Origin of the sequence: uncultured Tenacibaculum sp. (assembly GCF_947502995.1) — a bacterium.
Lineage (GTDB): Bacteria > Bacteroidota > Bacteroidia > Flavobacteriales > Flavobacteriaceae > Polaribacter.
In genome coordinates this window covers 148,188-168,242 of the sequence record NZ_CANNBW010000010.1, presented here as the reverse complement: position 1 = coordinate 168,242, position 20,055 = coordinate 148,188, and the positions used below count along the sequence as shown (strand labels likewise).

The 20,055-nt window shown below is 30.0% G+C and carries 24 protein-coding genes; 10 read left to right on the top strand and 14 right to left on the bottom strand.

All coding sequences use genetic code 11. From position 1 onward, the window contains the following. Nucleotides 1–135: 135 nt before the first annotated feature. The 3 genes from ade to Q1A46_RS10180 all read right to left on the bottom strand — a co-directional run bounded on the left by ade (nt 136) and on the right by Q1A46_RS10180 (nt 3,984). The gene (ade, locus tag Q1A46_RS10190; protein WP_299677661.1) at nt 136–1,758 is read right to left on the bottom strand and encodes an adenine deaminase; all 1,623 of its coding nucleotides are present in this window, start codon (nt 1,756–1,758) and stop codon (nt 136–138) included. Nucleotides 1,759–1,904: 146 nt separating this feature from the next. Then, nucleotides 1,905–3,515 carry a phosphoenolpyruvate carboxykinase (ATP) gene (pckA, locus tag Q1A46_RS10185; protein WP_299677659.1) on the bottom strand — a complete coding sequence of 537 codons (1,611 nt, stop codon included), beginning with the start codon at nt 3,513–3,515 and terminating at the stop codon, nt 1,905–1,907. Nucleotides 3,516–3,603: 88 nt separating this feature from the next. Continuing rightward, the gene (locus Q1A46_RS10180; RefSeq protein WP_299677657.1) at nt 3,604–3,984 is read right to left on the bottom strand and encodes a DUF423 domain-containing protein; all 381 of its coding nucleotides are present in this window, start codon (nt 3,982–3,984) and stop codon (nt 3,604–3,606) included. A 79-nt stretch (nt 3,985–4,063) separates the two neighbouring features. On the opposite strand from Q1A46_RS10180, the gene Q1A46_RS10175 reads away from it, so the two are divergent. After that, a complete protein-coding gene (locus tag Q1A46_RS10175; RefSeq protein WP_299677654.1) occupies nt 4,064–5,434 on the top strand; it encodes a saccharopine dehydrogenase family protein in 1,371 nt (456 codons plus the stop codon). Nucleotides 5,435–5,504: 70 nt separating this feature from the next. On the opposite strand, the gene Q1A46_RS10170 is transcribed toward Q1A46_RS10175, so the two are convergent. Then, nucleotides 5,505–5,921 carry a hypothetical protein gene (locus tag Q1A46_RS10170; RefSeq protein ID WP_299677651.1) on the bottom strand — a complete coding sequence of 139 codons (417 nt, stop codon included), beginning with the start codon at nt 5,919–5,921 and terminating at the stop codon, nt 5,505–5,507. Nucleotides 5,922–6,039: 118 nt separating this feature from the next. Here Q1A46_RS10170 and Q1A46_RS10165 point away from each other — a divergent pair, with 118 nt between their 5' ends. Continuing rightward, nucleotides 6,040–7,119 (top strand): C1 family peptidase, encoded by a 1,080-nt coding sequence (locus tag Q1A46_RS10165; protein ID WP_299677648.1) that lies wholly within the window; start codon nt 6,040–6,042, stop codon nt 7,117–7,119. A gap of 29 nt (nt 7,120–7,148) precedes the next feature. On the opposite strand, the gene Q1A46_RS10160 is transcribed toward Q1A46_RS10165, so the two are convergent. Next, on the bottom strand, nt 7,149–7,499 hold the full coding sequence (locus Q1A46_RS10160; RefSeq protein WP_095074385.1) for a helix-turn-helix domain-containing protein: 351 nt from the start codon (nt 7,497–7,499) through the stop codon (nt 7,149–7,151). 95 nt (nt 7,500–7,594) lie between these two features. Here Q1A46_RS10160 and Q1A46_RS10155 point away from each other — a divergent pair, with 95 nt between their 5' ends. The 3 genes from Q1A46_RS10155 to Q1A46_RS10145 are packed head-to-tail and all read left to right on the top strand — an operon-like array spanning nt 7,595 to nt 9,467. After that, the gene (locus Q1A46_RS10155) at nt 7,595–8,269 is read left to right on the top strand and encodes an NAD(P)H-dependent oxidoreductase (protein WP_299677644.1); all 675 of its coding nucleotides are present in this window, start codon (nt 7,595–7,597) and stop codon (nt 8,267–8,269) included. A 37-nt stretch (nt 8,270–8,306) separates the two neighbouring features. Further along, entirely contained in the window at nt 8,307–8,609 is a 303-nt protein-coding gene (locus Q1A46_RS10150; protein WP_299677641.1) for a DUF1330 domain-containing protein, read from the top strand. Between the two features lie 51 nt (nt 8,610–8,660). Next, entirely contained in the window at nt 8,661–9,467 is an 807-nt protein-coding gene (locus Q1A46_RS10145) for an SDR family NAD(P)-dependent oxidoreductase (RefSeq protein ID WP_299677638.1), read from the top strand. A gap of 10 nt (nt 9,468–9,477) precedes the next feature. Here the strand turns inward: Q1A46_RS10145 and Q1A46_RS10140 are convergent, their stop codons facing one another. Genes Q1A46_RS10140 through Q1A46_RS10120 form a run of 5 tightly spaced genes read right to left on the bottom strand, consistent with a single transcriptional unit; the run spans nt 9,478 to nt 12,339 of the window. Next, nucleotides 9,478–10,200 (bottom strand): tRNA1(Val) (adenine(37)-N6)-methyltransferase, encoded by a 723-nt coding sequence (locus Q1A46_RS10140; RefSeq protein WP_299677635.1) that lies wholly within the window; start codon nt 10,198–10,200, stop codon nt 9,478–9,480. After that, nucleotides 10,200–10,331 carry a hypothetical protein gene (locus tag Q1A46_RS10135; protein WP_299677632.1) on the bottom strand — a complete coding sequence of 44 codons (132 nt, stop codon included), beginning with the start codon at nt 10,329–10,331 and terminating at the stop codon, nt 10,200–10,202. Before Q1A46_RS10135 ends, Q1A46_RS10140 begins: the two co-directional genes overlap by 1 nt. Nucleotide 10,332: 1 nt before the next feature. Next, nucleotides 10,333–11,130, bottom strand: a complete 798-nt coding sequence (locus Q1A46_RS10130; RefSeq protein WP_299677629.1) for a hypothetical protein — start codon at nt 11,128–11,130, stop codon at nt 10,333–10,335. A gap of 34 nt (nt 11,131–11,164) precedes the next feature. After that, a complete protein-coding gene (gene mnmD / locus Q1A46_RS10125) occupies nt 11,165–11,818 on the bottom strand; it encodes a tRNA (5-methylaminomethyl-2-thiouridine)(34)-methyltransferase MnmD (protein ID WP_299677626.1) in 654 nt (217 codons plus the stop codon). A gap of 2 nt (nt 11,819–11,820) precedes the next feature. Then, a complete protein-coding gene (locus Q1A46_RS10120; protein WP_299677623.1) occupies nt 11,821–12,339 on the bottom strand; it encodes a DUF4920 domain-containing protein in 519 nt (172 codons plus the stop codon). A 118-nt stretch (nt 12,340–12,457) separates the two neighbouring features. Here Q1A46_RS10120 and Q1A46_RS10115 point away from each other — a divergent pair, with 118 nt between their 5' ends. Both Q1A46_RS10115 and Q1A46_RS10110 read left to right on the top strand, forming a co-directional pair. Then, a complete protein-coding gene (locus Q1A46_RS10115) occupies nt 12,458–13,522 on the top strand; it encodes a branched-chain amino acid aminotransferase (protein WP_299677620.1) in 1,065 nt (354 codons plus the stop codon). A gap of 79 nt (nt 13,523–13,601) precedes the next feature. Further along, a complete protein-coding gene (locus Q1A46_RS10110; RefSeq protein WP_299677617.1) occupies nt 13,602–14,519 on the top strand; it encodes a TlpA disulfide reductase family protein in 918 nt (305 codons plus the stop codon). 16 nt (nt 14,520–14,535) lie between these two features. On the opposite strand, the gene Q1A46_RS10105 is transcribed toward Q1A46_RS10110, so the two are convergent. Continuing rightward, the gene (locus tag Q1A46_RS10105) at nt 14,536–14,922 is read right to left on the bottom strand and encodes a nucleoside triphosphate pyrophosphohydrolase family protein (RefSeq protein WP_299677614.1); all 387 of its coding nucleotides are present in this window, start codon (nt 14,920–14,922) and stop codon (nt 14,536–14,538) included. An 18-nt stretch (nt 14,923–14,940) separates the two neighbouring features. Further along, on the bottom strand, nt 14,941–15,621 hold the full coding sequence (locus tag Q1A46_RS10100; RefSeq protein ID WP_299677611.1) for an HAD family hydrolase: 681 nt from the start codon (nt 15,619–15,621) through the stop codon (nt 14,941–14,943). A gap of 66 nt (nt 15,622–15,687) precedes the next feature. On the opposite strand from Q1A46_RS10100, the gene Q1A46_RS10095 reads away from it, so the two are divergent. Then, a complete protein-coding gene (locus Q1A46_RS10095) occupies nt 15,688–15,900 on the top strand; it encodes a hypothetical protein (RefSeq protein ID WP_299677609.1) in 213 nt (70 codons plus the stop codon). Here the strand turns inward: Q1A46_RS10095 and Q1A46_RS10090 are convergent. Together Q1A46_RS10090 and Q1A46_RS10085 are read right to left on the bottom strand one after the other, a co-directional pair. Continuing rightward, nucleotides 15,897–16,826, bottom strand: coding sequence for an ion channel (locus Q1A46_RS10090; protein WP_299677606.1), 930 nt, complete (start codon nt 16,824–16,826; stop codon nt 15,897–15,899). The genes Q1A46_RS10095 and Q1A46_RS10090 overlap by 4 nt on opposite strands. A gap of 9 nt (nt 16,827–16,835) precedes the next feature. Beyond that, a complete protein-coding gene (locus Q1A46_RS10085) occupies nt 16,836–17,396 on the bottom strand; it encodes a DNA-3-methyladenine glycosylase I (protein ID WP_299677603.1) in 561 nt (186 codons plus the stop codon). A gap of 95 nt (nt 17,397–17,491) precedes the next feature. Here Q1A46_RS10085 and Q1A46_RS10080 point away from each other — a divergent pair, with 95 nt between their 5' ends. Together Q1A46_RS10080 and Q1A46_RS10075 are read left to right on the top strand one after the other, a co-directional pair. Beyond that, nucleotides 17,492–19,552 (top strand): thioredoxin family protein, encoded by a 2,061-nt coding sequence (locus Q1A46_RS10080; protein WP_299677600.1) that lies wholly within the window; start codon nt 17,492–17,494, stop codon nt 19,550–19,552. 76 nt (nt 19,553–19,628) lie between these two features. After that, nucleotides 19,629–20,039, top strand: a complete 411-nt coding sequence (locus Q1A46_RS10075) for a DUF6146 family protein (RefSeq protein ID WP_299677597.1) — start codon at nt 19,629–19,631, stop codon at nt 20,037–20,039. The last annotated feature ends 16 nt before the right edge of the window (nt 20,040–20,055 follow it).

Here is a 20,055-nt window from a genome sequence, read left to right as displayed (position 1 = left end):
TGAGTTCGCTTTTTCTTGGGTACAGTGTTATTCATAAAATAAGTCTAAATTGTGTAAACTTATTTCAGGACGGGACATATACTACAAAAAAGCACAACATGATGTTGTGCTTTTTAATTTTATGAAAATTGAAATTTACTTAATTTCTAATGAAGTAAACTTAAATGTATTTCCGTCGAACAAACCTTTATCTGATAATTTTAAAGCAGGAATTACCAATAATGCCATAAAAGACAAAGTCATGTAAGGCGCTCTTAGTTTACTTCCTAAATCTTTAGCCATTTGATCTAATTCAGCATAAGATTTCCCAATTTCTACAGCAGATAAATCACTCATGATTCCTGCTACAGGAAGCGATACTATTTTTTTTTCAGTGTTTGAAACCGCACAAACTCCTCCTCTATTTTCGATAATTAAATTCACCGCTTTGCAAATCGCTTCGTCAGACACTCCAACAGCAATAATATTGTGAGAATCGTGTCCTACTGAACTTGCAATCGCACCTTCTTTTAATCCAAAGTTTTTTATAAATGCAATAGCTGGTTCTGAGTTTTGATAACGATTTACAACCGTCATTTTCAAAACATCATTTTCTACATCACAAACTAGATTTCCATTCTTAATTAAAGAAGTCGCTTCAATTTCATTTGTTACCAATTCTCCATCTAAAGCTTCAATAACTCTTATTTTTTCTGAAGCTGAATGAAATTCGAAATCAGTGACTTGTTTTTTATCAGTATCGAAGTTATTTAAGATTTCAAATTCAACAGATGTAATATTTGATTTTCCGTTTTCAGCAATTAATTCTCCGTCAATATAAGTTTGTAGCACTTTAAATTTCTCTAAGTTTTCAACTACAATAAAATCAGCTTCATCCCCTTCTTTTAATAAACCCACATCTAAATTATAATGAGATACCGGATTTATACAAGCAGCTTGTAAAACTTTAAACACATCAATTCCTTTCGCAACTGCTCTTTCACACAATTGATTGATATGACCTAATAATAAATCATCTGGGTGTTTATCATCTGAACAAAACATCATGTTTTCATAATGTTCTGGTAAAAGATCAATTAAAGCTTCAAAGTTTTTAGCCGCACTACCTTCACGAACAATTACCTTCATTCCTTTTTGCAGCTTTTCTAAAGCTTCATCATAAGTGAAACATTCGTGATCTGTATAAATTCCTGCTGAGATATATTTCGTTAAATCTTCACCTCTTACCCCTGGCGCATGACCATCAACTGGTTTATTATAATGCTTTGCCCATTCTATTTTTTTCATAACTTCAGCATCTTCATAAATTACTCCTGGGTAATTCATCATTTCAGCTAAATATTTAATATCAGGATTTTCTAAAAGCTTTTTAATATCATCAGAATCTATAACTGCTCCTGCACTTTCAAAAGAAGTCGCTGGTACACAAGATGGCGCTCCGAAATTAAATTTTAAAGGAACTTTTTTCCCGTTTTCAATCATAAAATCAACTCCTGCAACTCCTAAAACATTTGCAATTTCATGCGGATCTGAAACAGTTGCTACTGTTCCATGAGTTACTGCAATTTTTGCAAATTCAGAAGGCACTAACATTGAGCTTTCAATATGAATATGTGCATCTACAAAACCTGGTAAAATATAATTCTCTACATTATGATTACTTTCTGTTATCGATTTTATTTTACCTTCTTCAACTACAATTTCTCCTTTAAAAATCTTTTTATTTAAAATATCTACAATATTTCCTTGAATAACCATTTGATTGAATTTTAATATAAAAGTAAGTAATAATTATACGTTAATCACTACAATAATAAATGAGTCTTTTGCTACATAAAGTTGTAAAAAAACAAAAGCGATTGTATGACTACAACCGCTTTTATACTTAACAACTACTAAATATGTTAGTAACCATAACGTTGAGGTCCTCCACGTCTGATTTCTTCATTAGCATATTCTTCGAACTTTTTAAAGTTTTCTCTGAACGCATTTGATAATTTAAATGCAGTTTCATAATATAATTCATCATTATTCCAAGTTGCTCTCGGACTTAAAATCTTATCTGGCACACCAGGACAAGTTCTAGGTTGAGCTACTCCAAATACTGAATGGATGTGATAATCTTCGTAAGTATAATTTCCTAAATCACCGTTTAATACAGCGCTAATCATAGCTCTTGTATATTTTAAAGCGATTCTTGAACCAACTCCGTACTGTCCTCCAGACCATCCTGTGTTTACTAACCATACATTTACGTTTGCTTCAGTCATTTTCTTGCTTAACATTTCAGCGTAACGTGTTGGGTGTAATGGCATAAAAGGTGCTCCGAAACATGCAGAGAAACTTGGCACAGGTTCTGTAACACCTGCCTCTGTTCCTGCAACTTTAGCTGTATAACCAGAAATAAAGTGGTAAGCAGCTTGAGCTGGAGTTAATTTAGATATCGGAGGTAACACTCCAAATGCATCTGCAGTTAAGAAAAAGATATTCTTTGGATTCTTTCCTGTAGATGGTACTCTAATATTTTCAATATGGTGAATTGGATAACTTACACGTGTATTTTGTGTAATAGAAGTATCTGCAAAATCTACTTCGCCTTTATCATTCATGATGATATTTTCAAGAATTGCTCCTTTCTTAATAGCTCCGTAAATTTCTGGTTCTTTTTCTTGAGAAAGATCAATTACTTTAGCGTAACAACCTCCTTCAAAATTAAATACTGTGTTTTCAGCAGTCCATCCATGCTCATCATCTCCAATTAAACTTCTGTTTGGATCTGTAGATAAAGTCGTTTTACCTGTTCCTGATAATCCGAAGAAAATTGCGGTATCGCCATCCTTACCAACGTTTGCAGAACAGTGCATTGGTAATGTATTCTTGTTTACTGGTAAAATAAAATTTAATGCAGAGAAAATTCCTTTCTTGATTTCTCCTGTATAACCAGTTCCACCGATTAAAGCTACTTTTCTAGAAAAGTTTAAGATCGCAAAGTTATGTTGACGAGTACCATCAATAGCAGCGTCAGCCATAAAACCTGGTGCATTAATTACAGTCCATTCTGGAGAAAAATCTTTTAATTCTTCTTCTGTCGGACGTAAAAACATATTGTAAGCAAACATGTTACTCCAAGGGTATTCGTTTACTACTCTAATGTTTAATTTATAGTTTTCGTCTGCACAAGCATAACTATCTCTTACAAAGATTTCTTTATCTGAAAGATATGCAGTCACCTTGTCGTATAATTGGTCGAATTTACCTGACTCAAAAGGAATATTGATATCTCCCCACCAAATTTCATCTTTTGTGATATCATCTTTTACTATAAATCTGTCCATCGGAGATCTACCTGTAAATTCTCCTGTATTGACAGCAATAGCTCCAAACACAGTTTCTTTCCCTTGTCCTTTCTCTATAGTTAAACTATGTAACTCGTCAGAAGTTAGTTGATAACGAACCGTGTCGCTCTTGATTCCAAGGTGCTCTAACGAAATCGTTTTCGTATCAAGATTATTCATCTCTATAATTTTAAGTTGTGTTTAATATGTGACAAAAATAAACCTTTTTGTTTAAACAGATTACTGTATTTATTTTTTTATTGATTTTTTACTTTTTAGCCGATTTTCTGAAGAAAGTTACTCCTAAATAAAACCATCCTAAAATCAATAATAATCCACCTAAAGGAGTTATAAACCAAATACTTTTAGCTGGAACTTTAGCTAAGTACATTGCGTAAATTGAACCTGAAAAAAATAAGATTCCTATCCAAAAAAGATACGACATTATTCTTTTTTCCTTTAGGGAAAAAGCCTGATTTAAGTTAACTATTAATAAAATAATCACGTGATATAACTGATATCGTACTGCAGTTTCAAAGCTATTTAATTCTGCTTCACTTAATGTTTCCTTTAATGCATGTGCGCCAAAGGCTCCTAATATGACAGCAAGTGCTCCAACAAATGCTGTTAATGTTAAATTTTTATACATATTTAGTATATTTGTTAAATTTCAAACTTTAAACAACTAAAAACTTTAGTCCTTTTTCACAAAAGTACTGCATTATTTTATGAGAAAAATATTAATTATCGGAGCCGGAAGATCTAGCTCTTCTTTAATAAAATACTTATTAGATAAATCTAATTCGGAGAATTTACAGATAACTATTGGAGATATTTCTATCGAAAATGCTCAACAAAAAATAAACAATCACCCTAATGGGAAGGCGATCTCTTTAGATGTCTTTAATAAGGAACAACGTGTAGCAGCAATAAAAAATTCTGACATTGTTATTTCTATGCTTCCTGCTCACTTACATATAGAAGTTGCTAAAAACTGTTTAGAGTTTAAAAAACATATGGTGACTGCTTCATATATATCTAAAGAAATGAAAGCTTTAGATGAACAAGCGAAAGCTAATGGTTTAATTTTTATGAATGAAATTGGTTTAGATCCTGGTATAGATCACATGAGTGCTATGCAAGTAATTCATAAAATCAGAGAAAGCGGAGCTAAAATGTTACTTTTTGAATCTTTTTGTGGTGGTTTGGTAGCGCCAGAAAGTGATGATAACTTATGGAATTACAAGTTTACTTGGAATCCTAGAAATGTAGTTTTAGCTGGACAAGGTGGTGCTTCAATGTTTATACAAGAAGGTACTTATAAGTATATTCCTTACCATAAATTATTTAGAAGAACTGAATTCCTAACCATTAATGGAAGCGGAAAATTTGAAGCTTATGCCAATAGAGATTCTCTAAAATATAGAAGTATTTATGGTTTAGATGATATTCCTACCATGTACAGAGGAACAATAAGGAAAGTTGGCTTTTCAAGAGCCTGGAATAGTTTTGTTCAATTAGGTATGACTGATGATACTTATACTATAGAAAACTCTGAACACATGAGTTACCGTGATTTTACCAACTTATTCTTAGCCTATTCACCTTCAGATTCTGTTGAATTAAAATTCCGTTCTTATTTAAAAATTGATCAAGATGATGTAATGTGGGATAAATTTGTTGAACTAGATCTTTTTAACCCGAATAAGAAAGTAGGTTTAGTAAATGCTAGTCCCGCTCAAATTCTTCAAAAAATATTAATGGATTCATGGACTTTACAACCTGACGATAAAGATATGATTGTAATGCATCATAAATTTGGTTATGAAGATGAAAAAGGAAAGCATCAAATAGAAAGCAGTATGATTATAAAAGGAGATGATCAAACTTATACTGCTATGGCAAAAACTGTAGGGCTTCCAGTAGCTATTGCTACATTACAAATATTAAATAAGAAAATTACAACCACAGGCGTTCAGTTACCAATAAATAAAGAAGTGTATGAGCCTATTTTAAAGGAGCTCGAAGACTATGGCGTAATTTTCATTGAAAAAGATGTACCCTATTTGGGATACAATCCAGAAAGTGTAATGGGGTAATATACACTCTCCTTGGTTTAAAAAAGTTTCTTTTTAATTATTATTAGGCTATTTAATAAACTTAAATAGTCTAATAATTTTTAGATTGATTTGAATTACAATCTTGCTCGAAATTTATCTTTACTCCATCTTTCTGTAATTCAAAAAACACATTTCTATCTTCAATAATTTCCCAAGCTCCATTATAGTTTGCTAAAACACCGGTTAGGTTTGATAACACAAATCTACCATCTGTAAAAGCCCAACTACCTTCATCTACAGTTTCATTATTCGAGTTGTAAACGATTACGTCATTATTTGAAAAATCAATAGATAAAACAAAATTTGCTCCTTGACTAAAAGGCGCCCATAAACATTCGGATAGATTAGCATTTAAATTTGTTGGTGTAGTTACTACACTCGTATCACCTGTCTCTTGACACGATGTTAAAAACAAAGCAACAGATACAAAAAGAGTGTATATAATGTTGCGATTCATTTTTCTCATTGAGGTTAAGTTTAATTTTATATTTATTAAACATTTTATCAATAAAAATTCCTACCCTTATCAAAAAAGAGTCACAAAATTAAATCTACATAGTCTTTACCAAAAGACTAAAAATCAAATGAAAAAACTTCTATTACTATCAGGTATTTTATTCGTGAATTTTTTATCATATTCACAACAGGGAAAGAAATTTAAAGTAATTTATAAAGTAAAATCCAGTCCTCTTAAAGATCAACAATCATCAGGAACTTGTTGGAGTTTTGCAACTACTTCTTTTCTAGAGACAGAAGCTATCCGTAAGGGAAAGCCATCCATTTCGTTATCGCCTATGTTTTATGTACATCCTGCCTATTTAGGAAAATCTAAAAAGTTTATCGAAACCAAAGGAAAAAGTTGGCTAGATGCTGGAGATTTAACCTTTAGTGTACTCAAAGGATATGAGACTTATGGTGCAGTTCCTGAATCAGTTTATAATGGAATCATTGAAGGTGATTGGCAACATGACCATGTAGAAATGGATAACTTAATAAAAACCATGATAAGTTCTGTTGCAACTAGTGGTTATGGAAGAATAAAACCTAATAGTTGGAAACAATCATTAGAAGGTGTTTTAAATGCTTACTTAGGAAAGGCTCCAGAAAAATTTAATTATAATGGAAAAGAGTTTACACCTAGAACATTTGCTGATTTCTATTTAGGAATTATCCCTAAAGATTATATAGAAATTACAAGTTATAGTCACCTAAAATATTATACAAATTCAACGTTAAAAATTCCTGCGAACTGGGGAGATAATAAATATTTGAATTTACCCATTCAAGACTTTGAATCTGTAATTGAAAATGCATTAAAAAAAGGTTATTCTTTAGCATGGGATGGTGATGCTTCTGAACCTAATTTTAATTTTGAGAAAGGAGTTGCTGAATTAACAAAAGAACAAGAAGCTTTAAAAATCACTCAGGATTTAAGACAGCAAACTTTTGAAGACAAATCGACAACTGATGATCATAATATGCATTTAATTGGAAAAGCTATTGATACTTCTGGAAAAACATACTACATATTAAAAAACTCTGAAGGCAATAATGAACAAGGAGGTTACATGTACATGTCGAAAAAAGCATTGTTACTAAAAACTATTTCTGTATTAGTTCACAAAGAAGCTATTCCAGAAACTATTCAATCGAAAATATATTAAATTTAAAGTCAAACTGTTTAAAATTATTTTTAAGCAGTTTGCTCTTTATCTGCATAATTTTCTACTACAAAATCTCCCCATTGTGCTATCGACTCTAAAATTGGAATTAATGTTTTTCCGAATTCCGTTAATGAATATTCAACTTTTAATGGTGGTTTTGTAGAAAAAACTTCTCTTTTAATTACACCATCGTCTTGTAATTGCTGTAACTGTAAGCTTAATGTTCTTTCTGTTACTGTTCCCATTTTCTTTCGTAATTCACTGTATCTTAACTTTCCTTCAATTAAATAAAATAAGATTACAGTTTTCCATTTCCCTCCAATTATTCCCATTGTAACACTTGTACAACATGGATATTTCTTTCCTTTTATTGAATACATATATAAAAAATTAAACTATCCTTTTTGACTGTTATTGCGTGAATACAAAACTATAAATAATTTTGTAACTATAATTTTTATAGTAAAAAATAATTATGAGTATCAATAACATATCCAAAGAAGACATTATAAATGCTTTTAAATACAGACACGCAACTAAAGAGTTTGATGCTGAGAAAAAACTAACAGAAGAAGAAATCAATTTCATTCTTCAAACAGCTAACTTATCTCCGAGTTCTTTTGGTTTCGAACCTTGGCATTTTATCGTAGTACAAGATCAAGAATTAAGAGACCTACTTAAACCTGTTGCTTGGGGAGCTCCATTAAAACTAGATACTGCTAGTCATTTTGTATTAGGACTTAGCATGAAAGCACCTATGACAAAATGGGATAGCGAATACATTATGAGAATGATGAAAGATGTAAAACAACTTCCTGAAGATGTTATTGAAATGTATTCTAAGTTTTACAGAGAATTTCAAGAAAGAGATTTCAATTTAGATACCGATAAAAAGTTATTTGACTGGGCTTCTAAACAAACGTACATCGCTTTAGGAAACATGATGACTTCTGCTGCTTTAGTTGGAATAGATAGTTGTCCAATAGAAGGATTTCATCAAGAAAAAGTAGAGAAACTTTTACAAGAAAAATTTGATGTAGACACCGAAAAATATGGTTTATCGTATATGGTTGCTTTTGGATATAGAAAACAAGAACCAGCACACCCAAAATCGAGAAGAGATTTTAATGAAATTGTAACCTGGAAATAAGAAACCGTTGTAAACAAACCTTAAAATTATATAAAAAATGAGTTATTTTTCAGTATTGGATGTAACACCAACAAACGACAATTGGATTCCTGATTATTTGCCTACAGCTAATAAATTAGTAGAAAAACATGGAGGTAAATACTTAGCTAGAACTACTTCACACGAACAAGTTGAAGGTAAAAAACAAGAAGCAGCACTGCGAATAGTAATCAGCTGGCCGTCTAAAGAAGCTGCAACTGCTTTTATGAATGATCCTGAATATGCACCAAATTTAAAAGCAAGAACAGAAGGATCTGTAAGTCATCATTATCTTATTGAAGAAAAAGATGATTTAGCTTAATTATAAAATCACAACAGGTCTTTTTTAGATCTGTTTTCTAACTAAAGTACAATGAAAAAAAATATATTTATCACTGGAAGCACAGATGGTATTGGTAAACTTACTGCTGAAAAGCTAGCTAATGAAGGACATCTTATTTACATTCATGGTAGAAATTCTACTAAAGTTTTAAATACAATTGAAGAATTAAAACAAACAACTAACAATAAGAATATTTTTGGCTATACTGCTGATTTTTCAGCTTTAAATGACGTTATAGATCTTAGTAAAAAATTACTAAAAGAAATAAATCATATTGATGTTTTAATTAATAATGCAGGTGTTTTTAAAAGTCATACTCAAAAAAATGATGCAGGTCTAGATCTTAGATTTGCAGTAAATTATTTTGCTCCGTATGTTTTTACACAACAATTAATTCCTCTCCTTAAAAAAAGTAGTCATCCTAGAATTATTAATTTAAGTTCTGCAGCTCAATCGACTGTAGATTTAAATGCATTAGAAGGAAAAGTAGATTTAACAGCTCAACAAGTATACGCTCAAAGTAAATTAGCTTTAACAATGTGGAGTTTTGCTTTTGCGAAAGCGAACAAAGAAATTATTACAATTGCAGTAAACCCAGGTTCTTTATTAAATACTAAAATGGTAAAAGAAGCATATGGAAATCATTGGTCTTCTGCAAATAAAGGCGCCTCTATTCTTTACGAATTAGCTACTTCAGAAGAATTTAAAAATAAATCTGGTTCTTACTTTGATAATGATAGTGGAAGTTTTGCAAACGCACATCCAGATGCTTATGAAAGTGTAAAAATAGAATCGTTACTTTCTACAACAGAAACAATATTAGATCAAATTATTTAAAAATTGTGAATTACATTTTTAAATAAAAATCTTTAGTTAGATCAATATAGGCGTCAGTATACTGATGCCTTTCTTTTTCTATTACAAGTTCTTCTTCAATTAATTCTTTATCTTCAAACGAAAATGCTAATAAACTTCTTTTCAATTCAGAATTAACGTTACCTTTCACCCTACAAATTCTATTTACCAAAAGCTTGTGTTCTTTTGCCAAATCAACAAAACTCTTTTCTTCTTCAAATGGAATTATTACATTAAACTCTCCTGTTTCACTTAATAATACTGAAACCCCTTTTATTAATTCTTCAAAAGATAATGCTGTATTTGTAAATCTGGCCTTATTTCTTGATTCATCTTCGGAAAGAAACTCAGCATTATAAAAAGGAGGATTAGAAATGATTACATCATAAGTTTCTTCATCTTCTTGCATTTCATCAGCAAACTCCTGAAAAGATGCATGGTAACAAAACAAACGATCTCCCCATTCTGAACGTTCAAAATTTTCTACAGATTGTTCGTAAGCAGCTTCATCAATCTCGATAGCATCTATAGTCATTGCATCTGTTCTTTGTGCTAACATTAGCGCGATTACTCCTGTACCAGAACCAATATCTAAAATTGAATCTGGATAAAAATTAATATCACTCCACGCACCTAATAACACAGCATCTGTACCTATTTTCATAGCTGCTTTATCTTGATGAACTGTAAACTCTTTAAATTTGAATGGTTTCATTATAGAATTCGAGATAAGATTTTATCTGCATTAAAAAACAAGTATAATGCTAAAGCTAAAAGTACTACTAAAAACAATCCTCTTTTGGAATTTGTTCTTTTTCTATTACCAAATCGTTTTTGAAACTTCATTTTATCTTATTAAATCTTTAAAAAATAATCTCCAATCTTTTCTTCTGTAGGAAGCTGCAAGATACTTTATTGTTTTATATTCTTTAGTTGTAATTACTAACTTTTCTGCATAAACATCACTTTGATAATGTTCACGGCTTAAATTTAGAATATTAGTTAAACTGTATTTTTTCTTATACCAGAAATACATATGATTTTTAACGATCAAACAATTATTTTCAATTGAAAAGTAAAAAAAGAATAAACCTGTAAAACAGAAACAAAGAAGACAAATTACACCTATAAATTGCCCTTGAAAACTATTTGATTTAAACACTAATAAAAGACCAAAGAATACGATAAAAGCTGCTACAAGACTAAAATGATTAAATATGGAGCCTAAAACTCTTCTATTACTTGGATTTTTAAAAATCTTACTTTTTCTATCTTTAGTCCTTATTTTTTTCTCTAAAATCTTTTTAATTTTCCAAAGATCTACATAAATATTTTCATCGAGAAAAAGTGATTCTTTAGTTACAAAATCAACTTTCATAACTCCATTTCCTTCAATAGAATTTAAGTGGACTTTTTGAATATCTTTTACCCAATACATTTCTTTTTTAGAGCGTTTGACTAAAATTAATCTGTTATGATCTGCATAGATATAATTGAAGTGTTTTCTGACCGCAAATATCAAAATCATGATAGCTGTAACAAATAAAAACACTACTCCTAGAATATCATCTACATTGAAGTCTTTGAGTAAAAATACTCCGATACTAAAAAAGAAAAATGAAATCGCTACATAAAGAACTATCATCTTTATGTTGAATCTTGTCTTAGCCACAATAAAATTATTTCTTTATTGCTCTTAACATTTCTCTTTTCCCTGGAGGACCAGGTAATCGTTCTACAGTAAAACCAACAGATTCCATAGCTCTTCTTACACTTCCTTTTGCAGAATAAGTTACTAAAACTCCTTCTTTTTTTGTTGCTTTATACATTTTTTCGAAGATAGCTTCAGACCATAATTCAGGCTGAACTCTTGCTCCAAAAGCATCAAAATAAACTAAATCAAAAGCATTTTCATCATCAATATCTTGAAAAAACTGTTCGCGTTTGGTTAGTGAGAAATCTGAATCGATTTCATTTTTAACTTCCCAAGCTAGCTCATGAATTAATTGAAACTTTTCTGTTTTTTCTTCTGCTTTCAGCTCTTTTACATAATTCAATTTATTGACCTCTTCTTTGGCTACAGGATAAGCTTCTACTCCAACATAATTAATTTTTGCTGTGTGTTCTAAATAAGTAATAAAGCAATTTAAACCTGTACCAAAGCCAATTTCTAAAATAGAAATTGGCTTTGCCTTGAATAATTCTAATCCATTCTTTATAAACACATGATACGCTTCTTGTATAGCACCATGTTTTGAATGGTATTGTTCATTCCAATCAGGTAAATGGATGGTTGTTGAACCATCCGAAGTAATAATAATTTCTCTCTTCAAGTTTACTTTAATAATACACCGTGAGCTAAGAATGCCATTTCTTGCTTAGGTTCTGTAATTTTTTCAATCTCTTCTTTAGATTTTCCAGCATCTTCTGCATAGTGACGTAATTCATCTACAGGTGTAATTTTCACAAATGCTTTTCCTTCAACAATCACCTCTTTACCTTGACTATCTAAAGGCATAAAAAATCCATAATCTTTAAAACGTACCATAATCTCTTCTTCCTGAGATAATGGTAATTTCATCCAACATCCTTTTTTAGAACATACTTCATTGATCTTAGAAGCAAACTTGATAGTTACTGTATCTCCTACTTTTAAATCTTGATATTTTTTTAAAGCTTCTTCTGAAGTTGAAGCTCCTTCTGAAGAAATTTTTTCACCAAATGAAGCATATTCACTTTTCTTCTTTTCAACAGTTACTTCTTTTTCAACTTCTTTAGAAGTTTCTTTTTTTTCTGTTTTACAAGATGTTAACAATAAAGTCGCGCTAAAAAAAGCAATAATTAAGTTTCTCATTTACAATAATTTGAACATAGTTTGATGCAAAGATACAATTTTGAGTATTTTTTCCTTTCCTGAATTAGAATTTAAGTGCGCTCTATTTTGTAATTTAGCGTACCTAAAAATTTATTTTATGAGCTCTTCTTCAAACATTAAAGTTACCCCAATACAAAATTCTAAAATTGATAGTGTAGATTTTAATAATTTATCTTTTGGTACTGTCTTTACAGACTATATGTTTGAATGCGAATATAAAGATGGAGAATGGCAAACTCCAGAAATAAAACCTTATGGTAATATTTCTGTTGCTCCATCTGCGAGAGTATTTCATTATGGGCAAGCTGTTTTTGAAGGTATGAAAGCCTACAAAGATGAAAATGATGATATCTTTTTATTTAGACCAGAGGAAAATTTCAAACGAATTAATAAATCTTCTAGCCGTTTAGCTATTCCAGAATTCCCAAAAGAATATTTCATGGATGGCTTAGCTCAGTTATTAAATTTAGAAAAAGATTGGATTAAAAAAGGAAAAGGGAACTCTATGTATATCCGTCCTTTTGTAATTGCTACACAGCCAGCTATTTCTGCTTCTCCAGCTAATGAATATAAATTTATGATTATACTTTCTCCTGCTCAAGCATATTATGCGGGTGAAGTTCGTGTTTTAATTGCTGAAGAATACAGTAGAGCTGCTGATGGTGGAGTTGGTTTTGCAAAAGCTGCTGGAAATTACGCAGCTCAGTTTTACCCAACAAAATTAGCTCACGAAAAAGGATTCCAACAAATTATTTGGACAGACGCTAACACGCATGAATATTTAGAAGAAGCAGGAACTATGAATGTTTTCTTTAGAATTAATGATAAACTAGTTACTGCGCCTAACAATGACCGTATTTTAGACGGAATTACGCGAAAATCTGTAATTCAGCTAGCTCAAGATAACAACATAGAAGTTGAAGTTCGAAGAGTTTCTGTAGCTGAAATTAAAGAAGCAGCAAACAACAATGCTTTATTAGAAATTTTTGGAACTGGTACTGCAACAGTAATAAATCCAATTATTGGTTTTAGTCACAAAGGAGAATCTTACGATTTACCTAAAATTGAAAAATCTTATGCTTCTCTTTTTAAAGAAAAACTAACTAACATTCAATATAATCTTGATGAGGATGTACATAATTGGAGATTAAAAATTAGTTAATCCCTGATTATAAGTAACAATTTTTTAACATTCCCCTTGCTTTTTATATATTTGTTTAAAAGCATTAGGTGTTATTAGTATGAAAAATCTTATCATTTCGATCGTTACCATAGCGGCTGGATTCGGCATTACTTATTATGTATTAGATAGTGTTTTTGTCCCTAAAAAAGACATCATAACTTCTATTGCGGATGAGTCTTCGGCTGTTGTTGATGATAACAATGAAGTAAATTCAGATGATACACCTTCTGATAACAATACAAATGCTATTGACAATGAAATGTTTCCTGAAGATTTAGACAATTATTTAGCTTCTAAGGAAAACTGGAAAGACTACTTCAAAGAAAACATTGATTTATCTAGTAATTTTATTGCTTTAAATCCTGATGGGGAAGAAATAGATAAAGGAGATTTTTTATCTAACTTAACTTCTGGAGATTATGCGCCAATAAAGTTATTATCTGGAGAAGAAATGTATCAACTATATAGTTTAGATGATTCTCAAAACGAAATTTCTGAATCTATAAAAGACACTTCAAAAATTATATATTCTTATTATACAAAAGAAGGAACTAGACTTCCTGAATTTAATTTCACAGATTTAAACGGAACTAAGTTTACTACCGAAAACACTAAAGAAAAAATTATTATCATGAAGTGTTGGTATATGGATGATAATGCTAGTATTAAAGAATTTAAAGAGTTAAACAATTTATATGACGAATACGAAGCTTATGAAGATGTTATATTTTTAAGTTTAGCATTCGATGATCCAAGTGACCTTAAAAGTTTTTTAATTAAAAATGAGTTTAGATATCCTGTAATTCCAAATCAAAGAGACTTTATTGAGAATGAAATGGAAATTTCTCATTTTCCAACACATTTAATAATTGATGAAGAAGGATATATTGAAAAAATGGTTGGAAGTGTTGAAGAGCTTAAAGAAACACTGAAAAAAATGTCTGCTCCAGACATTAGTGAAGAAATGAATCAATAAGCCCTTTACTATTATTTTATTTATCTAAAATAGCTTTAATATCTGGCTTAAAATAATTTGGCCCTTTTAATACTTTACCATCTTCTTTGTAAATAGGTTTTCCGTCTTCTCCTAATTTACTCATATTACTTCGTTGAATTTCATTAAAAACTTCCTCGATTTTATATTGCATTCCATGCTCTATTATTGTACCACATAAAATATACAACATATCACCTAAAGCATCTGCTGTCTCAACTAAATCGTTATTTTGTACAGCTTCTAAATATTCTTCGTTTTCTTCTTTCATTAAATTAAAACGAAGTAATTTTCTATCATCTCCTATATCAACTTTAGGACTTTCATTCATACCTAAACCAAAAGCTGTATGAAACTCTTTTACTGCTTGAATTTTATCTTTCATTTAATTTGATTCTTGTTTTTAGTTTATTTTAAATATTTCTTCTGCTCTATTCAAATCGAAGCTTGTCCAATCTTCAATGTGATACAATACATTTTGTTTTTTAAAATCTTCAACATTTCTCTTATTTACTCCAACAAAGTGTAAACCTAAATTTTCTGCTGTAGTAACATCCCATAAGCCATCGCCAAAAGATATAACATGATCGAAATCTGTTACATCATAATACTTCTTTGCTTTATCTATAGCAGAAGAAACAATTCCTTCTCTTGTATAAATTTGATTTGAGGTTTCTAAAACGTCTTGAGAAAATATTATTCCAGCTTGTTCTAACTTTAATAATGCAGGCTGAAATAATGAACCTGTAGCAAAACAAACTCCGTAATTGGTTTCTTTCTCAAAAAAATCTACAATCTTTTTTGCTCCTAAAACCTCTTTTGAATCAGGATATGTAACAAAATGATCTGTCATTACTTTTTCAAAATCTTCAAGTAATTCTAAAGAGAAATCTTTCTGAAAAACTCTTTCAAAATTTTTTTTAACGATATAACTATCTGTAGCGTTAGCATAATTTCGCCAATCTGTATCTACATTTTTAATCCCCATATTATCCATAGCAAAAAGCAATGAATCTGTATGCTTTTTTTCACTACTTGTTAATGTATCATCAATATCAAAAACAATTAAATTCTTTTTTTTCATTTATTTAGTACTTTTGTTAAATGTACAAAGATTGTACACACTCTAATATATTTAACACACGATTTTATGCTAATTATAGCTTCTAAAATGTTTACTACAGGTAGAATAATTTTTGCCGCATTCTTTATTATTGCTTTTACTGCGTTAATGATATTTAGTTATAAAAAAGATGCTAAAAACAATAAAAAATATTATCAAAACGCAGCTCTTTATGTTGCTATTGGAATTATAGTTACTATAGGTCTTTTATTTCTTTCGAAATATTTAGTAAGAGGTTAAAGTTTTTCTACATCACTAAGTTTATCGTGATCTAGAACCGTATATCCTTCTTCATCAAATCCAGAAGATGGAGCATATTTTACATCCGTTTCTACTTGTGAAAATTTGTAAGATGTTGCTTGATATACTGTTTGCCCAAACGATTCTTCGTGATATTGAATTAATATATACAAACCAGCATCTAAATTTTTAATTTCTTCATTAGACAAATCATATAACGGGCTTTTTTCATCTATGATGTGAACGACTGTCCACACTGTAGGTAAATACATAATTTTATTACGCTCTAAATCTAAAGCGAAAAAACTTCTTTTGTACTGACCGTTTTCATCTTTCTGATTTAAAGATAATGTTACCGTCACTTTCGGTTCAATCATTATTGTTTTTCGGCTATTCATTAATCGAAACATTAAAGCTCTACCTCCATTAAATTCTCTAACGATTAAATTTTTACTAAAACGAATAGCTGCTTTAGGTCTAGAAAATCGACCATAAAGTAATCCTGTTACAAAAGCGAAACTCACCAAACCAATTAAAGCTTCAAAGGCAGCAATAACATTAGCTGTTAATCCTTTCGGAGCAATTCCTCCGTAACCAACAGTTGTTAAGGTTTGAGCACTAAAGAAAAAACCATTTAGAAAATCTCTAAAAGTATCTCCTGTAGATGGTGTTATTTGTTCTATTCCGATGAGTATATATATAATTCCGAAGAAAATATTTAATACCGTATAACTAAGAATGACTATAATAAAAAACTGAAACCAAGTTAAACTGATAAAAAAACTATATAAATCATCGACACCAAACTTACGATTGATATGAATAATATTAGAACTTCCATCTTTATTGATAGTTCCTTTTACATTTTTAGCTGATTTATAACCAAATCCTGGATCTTTAGTTTTTTTAGCCATTATCTTTAACATATTATTCATTTAAACTTCATTATACCTGAAACAATCTGTTGTATGATCGTTTACCATACCTGTTGCTTGCATAAAAGCATAAATAATTGTTGATCCTACAAATTTAAAACCTCTTTTTTTAAGTGCTTTTGATATTTCATCAGACAAGGGTGTAGTTGCTGGAACTTCTTCTCTAGTTTTAAAATTATTCTTTATTGGTTTTCCATTAAAGAAACCCCAAATATATTTAGAAAAAGAACCATATTCTTTTTGAACTTCAATAAAAGCTTTCGCATTAGTTATTGCTGCTTTAATTTTCAATTTATTCCTTATAATCCCTTCATTTACTATTAATTCATTGAATTTATCTTCATTATAATTTGCAATCTTCTTATAATCAAAACCATCAAAAGCTTTCCTAAAATTCTCTCTCTTTTTCAAAATGGTAATCCAACTTAAACCTGCTTGAAAAGATTCTAAAAGCAAAAACTCAAATAATGTTTCATCATCGTAAACAGGAACTCCCCATTCTTTATCATGATATTCAATATATAATGGATCATTACTAACCCAAAAGCAACGTTTTTTCATTGTTAAAATTTGTTTTAAATTTAACAAAAACAGGGACAAGTCTATTATTTGAAAAAAGTTATTTTTACAAATTGTAGCTACAAATTTAAAACACAATGAAAAAAGCTTTTTTTCTATTCGCTATATTAATCAGTTATGTTGGTTTTTCGCAAATCTTAGATCCAGTAAAATGGAAAACAAAAACTGAAAAAATATCTGACAACGAATATTATTTAATTTCTACTGCCACAATTGATAGCGGATGGCACTTATACGCACAAGACATTCCTAAAGGAGGACCAAGACCAACTATATTTTCTTTTACTCCTAACGATAGTTACGAACTTGTAGGAAAAACTTCTGAAGAGAAAGGAATTACAGAAGATGATAAAGTGTTTAAAATGCAAATTAAGTACTTTGCAAATAAAGCTACATTCAAACAAAAAATACGTTTACTTAAAGAAGATGCTAAAATTGAAGCTAATGTTCAATTTATGGTCTGTAATGATACTCGTTGTTTGCCTCCTCGATCTGAAGATTTAACTTTCTTCACTTCTGAAAAAAGTAAAGCTTCTGCCGGAAAAAAAGCAGTTAAAGTAGCAGATTTAAGTAATGATGAAGCTACCGAAATGTTATATGGTCTATCTAGCAACGATATTAGAGAACCTTCTGTTGATTTAAATGCTGTAGGAGCAACAAATGACAATACTACTATTGAGAAAAAAAATGACAACTCTTCTTTATTTAGTATTTTCGGTTTAGGTTTTTTAGGAGGTTTACTTGCATTATTAACTCCTTGTGTTTTCCCTATGATTCCTCTTACTGTTAGCTTTTTTACTAAAAAAGATAGCTCTAAAGGCTCTGGAATTTCTAAAGCACTTTTATATGGATTCTTTATATTAGCCGTATACTTATTATTAAGTGTTCCATTCCATTTATTAGACTCTATCAATCCAGATATTTTAAACGAAATTTCAACTAATGTTTGGCTAAACGTTATCTTCTTTATTGTATTTGTTTTCTTTGCTGGATCATTTTTTGGTTTTTATGAACTTACATTACCTAGTAGCTGGACTAATAAAACTACTGAAGGAGAAAATTCCGGAGGGATAATCGGTGTATTCTTTATGGCATTAACTTTAGCTATAGTTTCATTTTCATGTACTGGACCTATTTTAGGTTCTTTACTAGCAGGTTCTTTATCTTCTGATGGTGGTGCTTGGCAATTAACTTCTGGGATGGCTGGTTTTGGAGTTGCATTAGGACTTCCTTTTACTCTTTTCGCAATGTTCCCGAACATGTTAAAATCACTACCTAAATCTGGTGGTTGGATGACAACTGTTAAAGTTGTTTTAGGTTTCTTAGAATTAGCCTTGGCATTTAAATTTTTATCTAATGCAGATTTAGTAGCACACTGGAATATTTTAAAAATTGAACCTTTCTTAATTTTATGGATCTTGATTTTCGCTGGTTTAGCTTTATATTTATTTGGGTTAATCAAATTTCCACATGATTCTCCATTTCAAAAAATTGGTTTCTCAAGAATAACTTTCGGAATTTTAGTAGCTGCTTTTACAATTTATTTAGCTTCAGGATTTATGGTAAACAAAGAGACAAAAACTTTTTCATCTTTATCTCTTTTAAGTGGTTTAGCTCCACCTGTGGGTTATAGTTATATATACCCTAACGAATGTCCAAATAATTTAACTTGTTTCAAAGATTTAAAAGAAGGTTTAGCTTACGCTAAAAAAACAAATAAACCAATCATGTTAGACTTTACAGGTTATGCTTGTGTAAACTGTAGAAAAATGGAAGAACATGTATGGCCTACAGAAAAAATAGATAATGTATTACGAAACGACTATGTTTTAATATCTCTTTATGTTGATGACAAAAAAGAACTCCCTAAAGAAGAGCAAATTATAGTAAATAGAGTTAATGGAGGTACAAGACAACTTTCTAACTACGGGCATAAATGGTCACACTTCCAAACTGTATTCTTTAAAACTAACACACAACCCTACTATGTTTTATTGAGTTCTGATGGAAAACAAATTTTAAACACACCTGTTGGTTATACACCTAACGAGGACGAATACTTTAATTGGTTACAAGACGGGAAAGAGAAATCTAAAAACACATTAAATAACTTATTTAACCAAGTAGAATTTAACTAATAACAAAACATTAACAAATTAAAAATTAAAGACATCTTCTCAATTTTCGTATCTTATAGGGTAAATCGATTTTTGTATGAAAACTAAACTCTATTATATCTTTTTAGGGCTAGCAATTATTCTTTTTATAAGTAATTGTAATACTCCAAAAAAAATTTCTAATTCAGAAATAAAGGAAGAACCTGTTGTAATTAAAAATGATAGTTTAGAATATGAAATTATAATTCTTGATATTGGTTTTAATCAATATTTAAATACAATAGCTCAACCTGTTGGTTATTACACACAAGCTTATTTAGAAAACAGAAATCGTTTTTTAGTTCCAATTTGGAATTCTAGAGTTTCAGATCCAACGAGATTTAATCCTAATATTTATCAGAATATTATAGACTACAATGCAAATATTAATTACGGATACGATGTAAATTACAAACTCTTTAATTATTTTCAATTTGCTCAACGAAAGTACCGTATGACATTGAGATAATTAACCACCTTAAAAA